The sequence below is a fragment of the Mycobacterium sp. 852002-51613_SCH5001154 genome (assembly GCF_001667425.1).
GTDB lineage: Bacteria > Actinomycetota > Actinomycetes > Mycobacteriales > Mycobacteriaceae > Mycobacterium.
The window spans coordinates 362,470-375,475 of the sequence record NZ_LZII01000083.1 but is presented as its reverse complement, the minus strand read 5'-3'; the positions used below and the strand labels follow the sequence as shown (position 1 = coordinate 375,475).

The following is a 13,006-nucleotide window of genomic DNA, read 5'->3' as shown; positions in this document are numbered from 1 at the left end:
CCTAGCCCGCCGGGCAGGTGGCGGCCGCCTGACGCAATATCGGAGTCGACGGCTGGTCCACCGGTAACGAATAGCCGCGCAGCACGGCGATGAACTGCATGGCGTACTGACAGGCGAACGCGGCATTCGGCGGCATCCACAGCGCCGGCGGCGCGTCGCCCTTGTCCTGATTGGCCTGTCCTTGGACGGCCAGGAGGTTGGCCGGATCGTTGGCGAACCGCAGCCGCTCGCCCGCCGGCCAGGCATAGGCGCCCATGTCCCACGCGTAGGCGAGCGGGACGATGTGGTCGATCTGCACCGCCTCGCCGACCTTGGCGCCGCGCTGGAACGCGATCGTGGTGTTGGTATACGGGTCGTGCAGGGTGCCGGTGGCCACCGCGTCCGGACACCGTTTGGTCGACACATAGGTCTTGTCGACGAGGTCGCGGTTGAGGATGTCGTCGCGGGTGTCGCAGCCGTTGTGCCCCAGCGGGGCGTCGTTGTCGTCGTCCCACGCGTCGCCGAAGGCCGCCCTGCGATAGTCGTACCGGTGTGCGCGCAGCGGCAGCACCGCGATGCCCGCGAGCACGTCGGTGCCGGGTTGCACGGTGGGAACGTCGGCGCGAGCCGCGTACTCGGCGGCATGCCTGGCGGTCGAGGATCCGACCGTCTGGTAGGCGACCAGCAGCGCGAGCGCCGCGACCGCGGACAACCACAGCAGCACCTTGCGATTCACCGGCGCCGTCCCCCACAAGTGGGAGGTGCCCCCACTGCATCGTCGCCGGCGGTCACGACTTGTCCAGGTATTCGATCCGGTCAGTGTTCACGAAAGGCGCTGCCAGCAAAGCCAATTCGGGGCTGGCCGGATCATCGGCGTAGGCCCGCACGCAGAAGTCGCGCGCGGCCTCGATGACGTCGCGATGGTCGGCCAACGAGAGCAAGCGCAGATTGATCGCTCGACCGGACTGGTTGCGGCCCAAGACGTCTCCCTCCCGACGCTCCTTGAGGTCCAGGTCGGCGAGCGCGAACCCGTCCAAGGTGGCGGCAACGGCGGAAAGCCGCCGGCCCGCCGGTGACTCCGGCGAAACCCAGCTGGCGAGCAGGCACAGGCTGGGATGCTGGCCGCGGCCGATGCGGCCGCGCAGTTGATGCAGCTGGCTGATCCCGAAGCGGTCGGCGTCCATCACCAGCATCACCGTGGCATTGGGAACATCCACACCCACCTCGATGACGGTGGTGCATACCAGCACATCGATCTCACCGGCCCGGAAGGCTGCCATCGCGGCGTCCTTCTCGTCGGCGGACAACCGCCCGTGCATCAGCGCCAGACGCACATCGGCCAGCTCGCCGGAACGCAGCCGGGCGTAGAGACCCTCGGCGGTTGCCGACGGTCTGACGTTCTGCTCCTGCTTCTCCGCGTCGTCGGTCTCGTCGATCCGCGGCGCCACCACGTAGGCCTGGCGCCCGGCGGCGACCTCTTCGATGACACGCCGCCAGGCCCGCTCGAGCCACGCGGGCTTGTCCTTGACGAAGATGACGTTGCTGGTGATCGGCTGGCGTCCGCGCGGAAGCTCGCGCAGCGTCGAGGTTTCCAGATCGCCGTAGACGGTCAACGCGACCGTGCGCGGTATCGGCGTCGCCGTCATCACCAGCAGGTGGGGGGTGACACCGGGACGGGCCTTGGCGCGCAATTGGTCTCGCTGTTCGACACCGAACCGGTGTTGCTCGTCGACCACCACCATGCCCAGGTTGTGGAATTCCACCGCGTCCTGCAACAGCGCATGCGTGCCGACGACGATCCCGACCTGACCGCTTGCCACTTCGTCACGGACTTGCTTTTTCTGCGCGGCCGTCATCGAACCCGTGAGCAGGCCGACCCGGGTCGCGTTGTCCGCGCCGCCGAGCTGGCCCGCCATCGCCAACGGGCCGAGCACGTCATTGATCGACCGCAGGTGTTGGGCGGCAAGGACTTCCGTGGGCGCAAGCAGCGCACACTGATAACCGGCATCCACCAGCTGCAGCATCGCCAGCACCGCGATGATGGTCTTGCCCGAACCGACCTCACCTTGGAGCAGGCGGTTCATCGGCCGGGTTGCCGACAGCTCTTGCCCGAACACGTCGAGCACCTCGCGCTGCCCCGCGGTCAGCTCAAACGGCAACCGCCGCAGCAGTTCCGCGGCCAGACCGTCGGGGCGCGGCGGCGCCGGGGGCCCGGATTCCGACAACTCGCTGTGCCGCCGGGCGACCAGCGCCCACTGCAGCCCGACGGCTTCGTCGAAGGTCAGGCGCTCCCGCGCCCGCCTCCGTGCCGCCTCGTCTTCGGCCAAGTGGATGTCGCGCAACGCGAGGTCTTCGGCGACCAGGCCGTAACGGCCGCGCAGGTCGGCGGGCAGCGGGTCGCCCACCGGATCCAGGACGTCGAGCACTTGGCGCACGCACCTGAATATGTCCCAGCTCTGCAACTTCGTGGTGGCCGGATAAATCGGAAAGAAGGCTCGCTCGAAGGCCGCCATCTGCACCTCGCCGGTGGTGGCTTGCGAGGCGATGGCGATGTTCTTCAGGGAGCTGGTGCCGCGGTTCTTGCCGTCCGGTGAGTCGAGGATGAGGAACGCCGGGTGCGTCAGCTGCATGACGTTCTTGAAGAATCCGACCTCTCCGGAGAGCATCACCTTGGTGCCTTCGGTCAGGTCCTTCTTCAAATAGTTCGCGTTGAAGAACGTCGCGGTCACCTTGTTGCGGCCGGCGCCGAGGGTGATGCGGTGGCACAGCTTCTTCGGGGTCTTCTTCATCGGCCACGTCTTGGTTTCGGTGATCGTGTCGACGATCGTGATGTGCTCGCCGGCCGGCGGGCGTTGATCGTCGGAGCCCCAGCGGGTGGCGCCCTCGGTGTAGCTGCGCGGATAGTGGCGCAGCAGATCGTCGACGGTCCGGATGCCCAATTCCTCGTCGAGCTGGTCGGCGGCCTTGGCGCCCACCACGAAGTCCAGCCGGTCGCCGAGCGACGCCACGGCTACTCGACCCCGATCAAGAGCGCATCACCGCGATGGCCGGTGCGGTAGGTGACGAGTTCGGTTCCCGGGTGGTGGTCGTGCATGTGCCTTTCCAGGACGCCGCCCACGGCCGCCGCGTTCTCTTGCGTGTCGATGTCGGCGCCGACCAGCACCGTCACCAGGTCGCCGCCGGAGGCCAACAGCAGGTCGAGCAGGCCGATGGCAGCCGCGACCGCGTCGGCGGCCACGATCAACACCTCGTCCCCGGCGATCCCCAGGCCGTCGCCCGGCTGGCAGCGGCCCGCCCACGTCAGCGCGCTCTCGGTCGCGATGCGCACCGATGCGTGCCGGGCGGCACCGGCGGCACGGGCCATCGTGTAGCCGTCGTCCACCGCCTGCCGGTCGGTTTCGTGCACGGCCAGCGCGGCCAGCCCCTGCACCATCGACCCCGTCGGGATCGGCACCACGTCGATACCCCACCCGATGGCCGCGGTGCACCCGGCCACCAGCTCCTCGGCGGGCACGTAGCCGTTGGGCAGCACCATCACCTGCGCGGCAGCGGTGTCGACCACCGCCCGCATCAGCTGGTGGGCGCTGATGTTGGGTTCGTTGGCGGCCGGATCGCGCTGCAGCACACAGGCACCTTCGCCGCCGAACAGCTCGGCGGCGCCATCGCCGTCGACCACCGCCAGCACGGCGCGTTCCCGTGTCCAGCCACCGGCCGGCAGCCCCGTGCCGCCGGAGCTCAACGCAGAAATCACGATGCGACTCAGCCGCCCAGCCGCCAGCCCCGCCTCGACCGCGGCGCCGGCGTCGTCGGTGTGCACGTGCACCGAGTACGTGCAATCGGCCGACGACGGCGCGGCGGCGATGCCCACGGAGTCCCCCAGCTCCCCGAGCCGGTCGCGCAGCGCGTCGGCCGCGGACGGATCGCATCCGTCCAGCCGGTACATCACCTCGAACTGCGGTGCCGGCCGCTCGGCGGCGCCGTCCGGTTGCGGTGCCGGCGGCGAGAGCTCGTACACCGTTCGGGCGGGCGCCTGGCCGGTGACGGTGGTGCGCAGGGCGTCCAGTAGGACCAGCAGGCCCCGCCCGCCGGCGTCCACGGCACCGGCGTCGGCGAGCACGTCGAGCTGTTCGGGCGTCTTCTCCAGCGCGACGACCGCCGCATCGCCGGCGGCGATGATCGCCGCGGCGAGCCCTTCCCCGGCCTGGGCGCACTCCCCGACGGCGTCGGCCGCGGCCCGCAGCACCGAGACGATGGTCCCCGGGATCTCGTCCCCGCCCATCGAGGTGATGACCAGGTCCACGCCGCGGCGCAACGACGCCTCGAGGATGGCCGCGTCCATGTGGGGCAGCTCACCGCCGGAATCGGTGGCCGCGAGGGCGGTGACGTCGGCGATGCCCCGCAGGATTTGGGACAAGATCACGCCGGAATTGCCGCGGGCGCCGTTCAGCGCACCGGCCGACATCGCCGCGGCCGTCCGGGCGACGCAGGCCGAGCCGCCCTCGGAATTGACGCCCGCGTTGGCCTCGGCCAGCGCCGAGCGCATGGTGAACAGCATGTTCGCGCCGGTGTCGGAATCGGCAACCGGAAAGACATTGAGCCGGTTGATCTCATCGATGTGGGTGATCAGGTCGCTGACGGCGGTGTGCGCCCAGTCCCGCAAGGTGATGGCGTCCAGCAGACGCTCCGACGCTCCCAGTGTTACCCACCTCCTCCACACCCAGCTCCCGGTGGGCGCCAGCGTAGCTCGGCGGCCCGGGCGACGGCTGCCCGTGACCACCACCCGCCGGCGGGGCGATCCGACCCATTGAGCCTAGCCAGACGGGGCGACAGCGGCGTCGATCGTTTTGGTGGTTGCCAGGACAATCGCCTATCCTGGTTGGGCCCGGTCAGCCCGGGCTGTCCCGGCCGCGTGTCAGACCGCCGAGCCGGACCCCCGAGATTTGAGGAGCTTGAACCATGGCCGCTGTGTGCGACATCTGCGGGAAAGGCCCCGGCTTCGGTAAGTCGGTGTCGCACTCCCACCGCCGCACCAGCCGTCGGTGGGACCCCAACGTTCAGACCGTGCACGTCGTCACCCGGCCGGGCGGCAACAAGCAGCGCCTGAACGTCTGCACGTCCTGCATCAAGGCCGGCAAGGTCGTCCGGGGCTAGTCCGCCGCTACATCACGATGTGCCCGGCGTCCACGGGTATCGACACGCCCGTCACGTAGCGGGCACGGGGACCGACCAGCCACAGCACCGCTTCCGTCACGTCCTGCGGCTCGACCAACGGCACGTCGGGCAGCAGCATCTGGGAGACGGCCGGGTTCGGGTTCTCCAGCATCCGGTTGACGACGAAGTCGTTGAGGATCATCGGCGTCATGACGCCGCTCGGGTGGACAGAGTTGACCCGAATCTTGTGTTGCGCATAGGCGTTGGCCGCTGACCGCATCAACCCGACCACCCCGTGCTTGGACGCGGCGTAGGCGAACATCGCCGCACTGCCGTCGCCGCCCCGGCCGGTCAGCCCCTGCGACGAGCTGACCAGGACGATCGACCCCCCCTGGCCCTTGCGGATGATCGACGGGACCGTCGCCAACAACGTGTGCCACACCCCCTTGAGGTTGGTGTCCACGATCGAGGTGAACACCGGTTCGGAATGGGCTTCCGGGTCACCGATCGCCACCACCCCGGCGTTGGCGATGACGATGTCCACCTCCCCTAGCTCGTCGATTCCGCTTTGCACCGCGGCCTCCAGTTGGGGCAGGTCGCGGACGTCGGCGACGACGGGCACCACCTTGCGGCCCGCGGCTTCGACCAGCCGCGCGGTCTCGTCGAGATCCGATTTGGTCCCCAGCGGGTAGGGAATCGCGTCGATGTCGGCGCAGATGTCCACCGCGATGATGTCGGCGCCCTGTTCGGCCAGGGCGACGGCGTGACTGCGACCCTGGCCGCGCGCCGCACCGGTGATAACGGCGACCTTGTTGTCGAGTTCACCCATGGCTATACCTCCAGCTTCGTGCCGGTTTGTTCTTCGGCGAAGGCCACCAGGCGAGCGGCCGTGTCATAGTCGCAGGCGACCGGTGACCGTCCGATCAGCACCGGCCCGCCGCGCAGGCCGAACCTGCCGCTGACCCCGACGTAGCTGCCCGGGGGCACCGGTTCGCTGATGCAGTACAGCGTGGGTGCCGCCCCCTCGTCGATGTCGTTGGCCAGCCGGTCGGCCACCACCTTGACCACTTTGTGGGCCGCCGCCAGCACCGGCGAGTCGCCGAGCTGCGACAGGTTCGAGGCCACCCAGCCCGGGTGGGTGAGCTGGGTGACGATCGGCGACCCGGCGGCGCGCAACCGGCGGTCCAGCTCCAAGCCCCACAGCATGACCGCGAGCTTGGACTGCGCGTAGGCGCCCAGCCGGGTCCACTTGTGCCGGCGCAGGTGCAGGTCGTCCATACGCAGCGTCGCCGACCGGTGTGCGTCGGAGCCGACGTTGATGATCTGCGTGCGCACCTTGGGCAGCAGCAGGTTGGTCAGGGCGAACGGCCCGAGCAGGTTGGTGCCCAGCGTCATCTCGAATCCGTCGACCGTGTCGGTGCGGCGCTCGGTCAGCGCGCCGGCGTTGTTGACCAGGATGTCGATGTCGTCGTCGACCGACTTCGCGAAGGCGCGCACCGACGACAGGTCGGCGAGGTCGACCCTGGCCACCGACGTCGAGCCACCCATCTCGGCAGCGCGTTGCTCGCCCAGTTCGATGTTGCGCACCGCCAGGATCACGTGCGCGCCGGCTTTGGCCAGGGCACGTGCGGTGCCCAGCCCGACCCCGTTGGTCGCTCCGGTCACGACGATTCGCTTGCCGGTCAGATTGCCGAGTCGGCTCGGCGTCCAAGGTAACGTCACGGCGATCAAGAGTAATGGTCGGTTCTATGTAAATTGGACCGGTTCTGCCACCATTGTTCGCGGAAGCGGAGGAGATGGGTCCAAAGGTGGTTCCACATGAGTGACAGCGCAACCGAAATCACCAACCTCATCTACACCTACGCCGAGCTTCTCGACCGCGGCGACCTGGACGGAGTGGCCCGGCTGTTCGAACACGGCCGCATCTGCGGCGTGGAGGACGGTCCACCGGAGACGGTGTTCGCCGGGGCCGCCCGGGTGCGCGAGATGTATGAGATGGCCACGCGCATCTACTCCGACGGCACCCCGAAGACCAAGCACAACACGACCAACGTGCAGCTGCACATCGACGAGGCCGAAGGGACCGCCCGCAGCACTTCCTACTACTGCGTCACGCAGGCCACCCCCGACCTGCCGCTGCAGGTGATCGTGACCGGGCACTACAAGGACACGTTTGCGCGGGTGGACGGCGCCTGGCGGTTCGACAGCCGCACCATGTTCATCGATCAGGTCGGCGACGTCAGCCAGCATTTGAAGTTCTGATCGCGTTGTGTGCCAAGCGTTTTGAGCAGTACATCGGAGGAACAGCGCATGCATGACGACCCCGTCGCGACGACATCCCAGCACGAACAGGAACTGGCCGCCCTTGACCTGATCGAGCACCCGACCGTCAAGGCCGCCTATCGGACGGTGGCCGATACCTGGCTGGGCCGCGCCAAGGCGTCCGACGCGATGCGGGAGCGGTTCGACGACGCGTTCGCCGAGGTGATGTTCTCGGCGGCGGTGTGGTCGTCCAATCAGGACAAGCTGAGGCCGAAGGTCAGCTGCATCACCCGGCTGGCGCATCCCGTCGACGGCCGGCCCATCCCCGGGTCACGTTGGGGCATCGACAATCCGGACAGCGTGTACCGGGTGATCCCGATCTCCGGTGACGAACGCTACGAAATCCACGGCCGGGTGGGCGAACACCGGATGACCGAGAACTACTTCACGTTGTGGGATGCGAACATGGGCACCGTCGACGTGCTCAACGGCCGGACAATGCAGGTCGACTCCGACGGAAGCTTCACCATCACCGTGGACGCCGACCCCGCCGGCGGGCGGCCCAACCACGTGCGGACCACACCCGCGGCACACGAGTTCTACATCCGCGACGTGCTGCTGGACTGGAGCCGCGACGACCCCAATCATCTTGAGGTGCAACGGCTCGGGGGGCCGCCCGCGACACCGGCACGCACGCTCGACGAGCAGGCCGAGGCCACCGCGGCGATGATGGACTACTTCGCCAACTTCACCGGCAAGCTCAGCCACGGCGTGTACAAAATGCCGGCCAACCATTTCAACCTGGCGTGGTCGGCCGACAAGGTCGGCGCGATGCGCAACCAGGTCTACGTCATGGGGCGTTTCGATCTCGCACCCGACGAGGCGTTCGTGGTGGACCTCAACGACGGTGGCGCCGAATACTTCACGGTGCCGCTGAGCAACATCTGGGGCACCACGCTGGACATCCTCGACCGCACCGGCAGCCTCAACAAGGCGCAATCGGTCGCCAACGAGGACGGCAGCTACACCTACGTGATCGCGCCGGCCGATCCCGGGGCGGCCAACTGGATCGACTCCGACGGCCTGCGCGAGGGGATCTTGACCCTGCGCATGGCGGAATTCGGTGAGGCGGGTCCCCGCGAAGACCTCGGCGCCCGCGGGCGGGTGGTCAAGCTGGACCGGCTCGACGCCGAGGTGCCGCACTTGCCGCGGGTGGGCTCGCAGCAACGGGCCGCCCAACTCGCGGCTCGGCGAACCGCGTATCTGCGCCGACTACCGGAAGGGCCGATCTAGCGATGTCGCGCTGGCTGATCACCGGATGCTCCACCGGCTTCGGGCGCGAAATCGCGCGCGCCGCACTGGAAGCGGGCCACAGCGCGGTGGTGACCGCGCGGCGGACCGACTCGATACGCGACTTCGTCGACGAGTTCGGCGACCGGGCGCTGGCCGTCGCGCTCGACGTGACCGACGCCGACCAGATCGCGGCGGCGGTGTCGGCGGCCGATGCGGCGTTCGGCGGCATCGACGTCCTGGTCAACAACGCCGGTCATGGCTACCTGTCCGCAGTGGAGGAGGGCGAGGACGCCGAGGTTCGAAAGCTGTTCGAGGTCAACTACTTCGGTGCGGTCAACATGATCAAGGCGGTGCTGCCGGGCATGCGGACCCGCGGATCCGGGCACATCATCAACATGTCGTCGATGACCGGTCTGGTCGCCAACCCGCCCAACGCGTATTACTCGTCGACGAAATTCGCGCTCGAAGCGATCACCGAGGCGCTGGCCACCGAGGTGCGGCCGCTCGGGATCAAGGTGACCGCCATCGAGCCGGGCGCCTTCCGCACCGACTGGGCGACGCGGTCGATGAAGGAGTCGGGCACCCCGATAGCCGATTACGTCGACGTGGCGGCCCGCAAGGACTTGATCAAGCAGTTCGCCGATCATCTCCCTGGTGACCCCAAAAAGGTTGCCGACGCGGTGCTGATGGTGACCACGCTCGACGAGCCACCGCTGCGGCTGCTGCTGGGCCGCGACGTACTCAAGGCCATGCGCGACAAGATCGCCGCGCTGTCGTCGTCGATCGAACAGTGGAAAGCCGTCACCAAGGACGTCAACTTCGAGAGCTCGTAAGTCACTCGTCGAGGAACACGGCGTGCCGGTCCACGGGGTCTCGCCCGATGTGCAGGTTGTTGGCGGGAAAATCGGGATCGGAATAACCGATCGACAGGCCGCACAGGATGTTCATCTCCGGCGGGATATCGAGCTGCTCGCGCACGACGTCGGGATAACCGGCGATGGCCACCTGCACGCAGGTGCCCAATCCGCGTGCGGTCAACGCCAGCAGCAGCGTCTGCAGGAACATGCCGACGCCCATGCTGTCGGCGTAACCGAGGTCGCGGTGCATGCACACGATGCCGCCCAGCGGTGCGCGGAAGAACTCCCAGTTGCGCAGGACGGCGATGCGCCGGGCCTCGCTGTCATGGCGGGCGATGCCCATCGAACCGTAAACGTGTGCGCCGGTGTCACTCCGGAAATGAGCGAACGCGGCGGGCAGTGTCGGGACGCGGGGCGGTTCGGCGCGCGCCTTTTCCAGCATGGCGGCGACCAACCGGTCCCGGGCCGCACCGGATACGAACACCAGGTGCCATGGCTGCACGTTCGAATTCGACGGCGCGCGCATCGCCAGCTCCAGCGATTCCTGCACCAGGTGGCGCGGTACCGGGTCGGGCAGGAAGAGCCGCGTCGAATGCCGCTGTCGAATGGTGTCTTCGAGGTCGTACATAGCTTCATGGTGTCAGGCGCCGAGCTGACGGCGCCTTCCGCTTCCAAGGGTCACCCCAGCGTGACGGTCGTCGCCGAGCGTCACGCCAGCGTGATCGCCGAGAAGGCCCTAGTCCCGAACGACGATGACCGTCTTGCCGGGCCGCCGGCCCGGGCGGCCGCCGCTCTCGAAAGCCTCGCGGCCCTGCTCGAGCGGGAACGTCTCGGCGATCTCCACCCGCAATTGTCCCCGGTCAACCAGCGCCGCTAGCTCGACCAGCTGATCCCGATTCGGCGTGACGATGAAAAAGATTGCCCTGACGCCGTATTCATCGGCTACGCCCGTCGGCGGCGGCGCCGACAGGGTGACCAGCCGCCCACCCGGGCGGAGCGCCGGAAACGATCGGTCCAGCGTCTCACCGCCGACGGTGTCGATCACGACGTCGTAGACGGCGTCTTCGACTGTCTCGGTGCGGACGTCGATCACCCGGACGGCACCGAATCCACGGACGAGGTCACCGGCGTCGCTGCGCACGGTCGCGGTGACGCGCGCGCCCAGCATCGCGGCGAGCTGAACCGTCAAGGCGCCCACACCACCCGCGCCGCCGTGCACCAGCACGGCCTCACCCGGGCGCACGCCCGCGTGGTCGACCAACGCCTGCAGGGCGGTCAGGCCGGCCAGCGGCAGCGCGGCGGCGACGACGTGCGACACCGTCGACGGCTTGGCGGCCAGGTCGGCCGCGGGGACGCAGACGAATTCGGCTGCGGCGCCGTCGCGGTCGAACGGGACCAGGCCGTAGACCTCGTCCCCGGGCGCGAAGTCCGTCACGCCCGCGGCGGCCTCGCGGACGACGCCCGAGACTTCGTGCGACGGGATCACCGGCGTGCGGCTGACACCGTCTCGGGTCCAGGTCTCGTCCCACGTCAGCTCATCGAACGTGATGGCGGCGGCGTGGACGGCCAGCAAGACTTCGCCCGCGGCCGGGGCCGGCACGGGCGCCGGCTCGACCACCAGCTGCTCCGGGCCGCCCCGGTGGTGCGCCCGCAAAGCCCTCATCTCGGTCAAGGCAGTCGCCAATCGATGGGATCGGCGCCCATGCCCGTGAGCAGTTCGTTGGCGCGGCTGAACGGACGCGACCCGAAGAATCCCCGAGATGCCGACAGCGGCGACGGGTGTGGCGACTCGATCGCCACACAATTGTCCTCGGCCAGAATCGGTTTCAGCGTCGAGGCGTCGCGGCCCCAGAGGATCGCCACCATCGGCTGCGAGCGCGCCGCCAGCGCACGGATCGCGCATTCGGTCACCGCCTCCCAGCCCTTCCCCCGGTGCGAGGCGGGGTTGCTCGGGCGCACGGTGAGCACCCTGTTCAGCAGCATCACCCCCCGCTCGGCCCACGGCGTCAGGTCGCCGGACGAGGGCTGCGGATGCCCGAGGTCGGCGGCGTACTCGTCGAAGATGTTGGCCAGGCTGCGTGGCAACGGGCGCACGTCCGGGGCCACCGAAAAACTCAGGCCCACCGCGTGCCCCGGCGTCGGGTACGGGTCTTGCCCGACGATCAACACCCGGACGCTGTCGAAGGGAAAGGTGAACGCGCGCAACACATTCGGCCCGGCCGGTAAGTACCTGCGCCCGGCCGCGATCTCGGCCCGCAAGAATTGGCCCATCGCGGCGACCTGATCGGCCACCGGTTGCAGCGCGGTCGCCCAACCCTGCTCGACGAGTTCGCTCAGGGGCCGCGCCGTCGTCACCGGTCCTTTCGAAGCATCAAGGCTCATCGCGCCACCCTAACGGTCATATGACTGCCAGCCGGCGTAGCCGGTCCACTGTTGCCCGTCGACAAGGACTTCGGCCTTCCCCTCGAGAACCCGTCCGATGATCCGCCATCCGGCGGGCGCGGGGCCGGCGAAACAGGCCACCAGGGCGTGGTCTTCGCCGCCGCCGAGCACCCACGACCATGGGTCGGCGCCCGCGGCGGCGGCCGCAGCGGTCAGCGAGTCGTGGTCGGCGGTCAGTGCCGCCGTGGACAAGTCCATCGCCACCTCCGACGCCTCGGCGACGTGCCGCAGGTCGGCGACCAGGCCGTCGGAGACATCGATCATCGCTTGCGCTCCTCCGGCGGCCGCCGCCACGCCCTGCCCGTAGGGCGGCTGGGGAACCAGATGTCGATGGCGCAGCGGATCGAATCCCTCGATCCCCTTGCCCAATAACGAAAGTCCAGCCGCCGAACGGCCGAGTTCACCGGCGACCGCGATCACCGAGCCCGCTTTCGCCCCGGACCGCAGCACCGGCGCGCGGCCATCGAGGTCACCCAGCACCGTCACGGAGATCACCCATTGCGGGCAGCTGACGAGATCGCCGCCGGCGATGCCCGCGCCGATACGCTGCGCCTCGTCCCACATGCCGCCGACCAGTCCGTCGACGTCGGCCGCCCGAGTGTCACCGGGCGCGCCGAACGCGACCACGAAGGCCGTCGGCCGCGCTCCCATCGCCTCGATGTCCGCGGCGTTCTGGGCGATGGCCTTGCGGCCGACGTCGCGGGGGGTCGACCAGTCCAGCCGAAAATGCCGATCCTGCACGAGCATGTCGGTCGACACAGCGATGCGGCCGTCCCTGGCTTGTACCACCGCCGCGTCGTCGCCCGGCCCGACGGCCACCGCGGCCGGCTGCCGGCGGCCGCGCACCAAACGATCGATGACGGCGAACTCCCCGAGCTGCTGCAGTGTGGGCTCCGATGCGTCGTCGCGCACGCCACCTCCTCCGGCGCTCTCGTCCCCTGCGTGGGCCTCTGACGGGTCGCCGACCTGCGGTAAGTTAATTTACTGCCCGCGCGAGCGGCCCGCGCCAGTGTAGAACCCTG

The 13,006-nt window shown here is 69.0% G+C and carries 13 protein-coding genes; 4 read left to right on the top strand and 9 right to left on the bottom strand.

From position 1 onward, the window contains the following. Position 1: 1 nt before the first annotated feature. The 3 genes from A5750_RS23670 to A5750_RS23660 are packed head-to-tail and all read right to left on the bottom strand — an operon-like array spanning position 2 to position 4,675. Positions 2-715, bottom strand: coding sequence for an HNH endonuclease family protein (locus tag A5750_RS23670; RefSeq protein WP_067266241.1), 714 nt, complete (start codon positions 713-715; stop codon positions 2-4). Positions 716-767: 52 nt separating this feature from the next. Then, a complete protein-coding gene (gene recG, locus A5750_RS23665; protein ID WP_067266138.1) occupies positions 768-2,987 on the bottom strand; it encodes an ATP-dependent DNA helicase RecG in 2,220 nt (739 codons plus the stop codon). 2 nt (positions 2,988-2,989) lie between these two features. After that, positions 2,990-4,675 (bottom strand): DAK2 domain-containing protein, encoded by a 1,686-nt coding sequence (locus tag A5750_RS23660; RefSeq protein ID WP_067266240.1) that lies wholly within the window; start codon positions 4,673-4,675, stop codon positions 2,990-2,992. A 260-nt stretch (positions 4,676-4,935) separates the two neighbouring features. Between A5750_RS23660 and rpmB the strand changes: the two genes are divergently transcribed. Continuing rightward, a complete protein-coding gene (gene rpmB / locus A5750_RS23655) occupies positions 4,936-5,130 on the top strand; it encodes a 50S ribosomal protein L28 (RefSeq protein ID WP_046185726.1) in 195 nt (64 codons plus the stop codon). A 7-nt stretch (positions 5,131-5,137) separates the two neighbouring features. Here the strand turns inward: rpmB and A5750_RS23650 are convergent, their stop codons facing one another. Next, complete coding sequence (locus A5750_RS23650) at positions 5,138-5,959, bottom strand: mycofactocin-coupled SDR family oxidoreductase (protein WP_066952530.1); 822 nt, start codon at positions 5,957-5,959, stop codon at positions 5,138-5,140. A 2-nt stretch (positions 5,960-5,961) separates the two neighbouring features. Next, positions 5,962-6,852, bottom strand: coding sequence for an SDR family NAD(P)-dependent oxidoreductase (locus tag A5750_RS23645; RefSeq protein ID WP_066952692.1), 891 nt, complete (start codon positions 6,850-6,852; stop codon positions 5,962-5,964). Between the two features lie 96 nt (positions 6,853-6,948). Here A5750_RS23645 and A5750_RS23640 point away from each other — a divergent pair, with 96 nt between their 5' ends. From A5750_RS23640 to A5750_RS23630, 3 genes are read left to right on the top strand one after another with little or no spacing between them, the layout of a single operon-like run. Next, positions 6,949-7,392, top strand: a complete 444-nt coding sequence (locus tag A5750_RS23640; protein WP_066952528.1) for a nuclear transport factor 2 family protein — start codon at positions 6,949-6,951, stop codon at positions 7,390-7,392. Between the two features lie 48 nt (positions 7,393-7,440). Beyond that, entirely contained in the window at positions 7,441-8,685 is a 1,245-nt protein-coding gene (locus tag A5750_RS23635; protein ID WP_066952526.1) for a DUF1214 domain-containing protein, read from the top strand. A 2-nt stretch (positions 8,686-8,687) separates the two neighbouring features. Then, on the top strand, positions 8,688-9,518 hold the full coding sequence (locus A5750_RS23630) for an oxidoreductase (protein ID WP_066952524.1): 831 nt from the start codon (positions 8,688-8,690) through the stop codon (positions 9,516-9,518). Position 9,519: 1 nt separating this feature from the next. On the opposite strand, the gene A5750_RS23625 is transcribed toward A5750_RS23630, so the two are convergent. From A5750_RS23625 to A5750_RS23610, 4 genes are all read right to left on the bottom strand, one after another. After that, positions 9,520-10,170, bottom strand: a complete 651-nt coding sequence (locus A5750_RS23625) for a nitroreductase (protein ID WP_067266134.1) — start codon at positions 10,168-10,170, stop codon at positions 9,520-9,522. 108 nt (positions 10,171-10,278) lie between these two features. Continuing rightward, entirely contained in the window at positions 10,279-11,205 is a 927-nt protein-coding gene (locus A5750_RS23620) for an NADP-dependent oxidoreductase (protein WP_067266131.1), read from the bottom strand. A 5-nt stretch (positions 11,206-11,210) separates the two neighbouring features. Beyond that, positions 11,211-11,924 carry a uracil-DNA glycosylase gene (locus A5750_RS23615; RefSeq protein ID WP_066952516.1) on the bottom strand — a complete coding sequence of 238 codons (714 nt, stop codon included), beginning with the start codon at positions 11,922-11,924 and terminating at the stop codon, positions 11,211-11,213. 9 nt (positions 11,925-11,933) lie between these two features. Next, positions 11,934-12,896, bottom strand: a complete 963-nt coding sequence (locus A5750_RS23610) for a thiamine-phosphate kinase (RefSeq protein ID WP_066952514.1) — start codon at positions 12,894-12,896, stop codon at positions 11,934-11,936. Positions 12,897-13,006: the final 110 nt, after the last annotated feature.

What these genes read in the sequence shown, in the direction of transcription:
- A5750_RS23620 (WP_067266131.1), bottom strand. Translation starts at nt 11,205, where the DNA reads ATGAGGGCTTTGCGGGCGCACCACCGGGGCGGCCCGGAGCAGCTGGTG.
- A5750_RS23635 (WP_066952526.1), top strand. Translation starts at nt 7,441, where the DNA reads ATGCATGACGACCCCGTCGCGACGACATCCCAGCACGAACAGGAACTG.
- A5750_RS23640 (WP_066952528.1), top strand. Translation starts at nt 6,949, where the DNA reads ATGAGTGACAGCGCAACCGAAATCACCAACCTCATCTACACCTACGCC.
- rpmB (WP_046185726.1), top strand. Translation starts at nt 4,936, where the DNA reads ATGGCCGCTGTGTGCGACATCTGCGGGAAAGGCCCCGGCTTCGGTAAG.
- A5750_RS23630 (WP_066952524.1), top strand. Translation starts at nt 8,688, where the DNA reads ATGTCGCGCTGGCTGATCACCGGATGCTCCACCGGCTTCGGGCGCGAA.
- A5750_RS23650 (WP_066952530.1), bottom strand. Translation starts at nt 5,959, where the DNA reads ATGGGTGAACTCGACAACAAGGTCGCCGTTATCACCGGTGCGGCGCGC.
- A5750_RS23625 (WP_067266134.1), bottom strand. Translation starts at nt 10,170, where the DNA reads ATGTACGACCTCGAAGACACCATTCGACAGCGGCATTCGACGCGGCTC.
- A5750_RS23615 (WP_066952516.1), bottom strand. Translation starts at nt 11,924, where the DNA reads ATGAGCCTTGATGCTTCGAAAGGACCGGTGACGACGGCGCGGCCCCTG.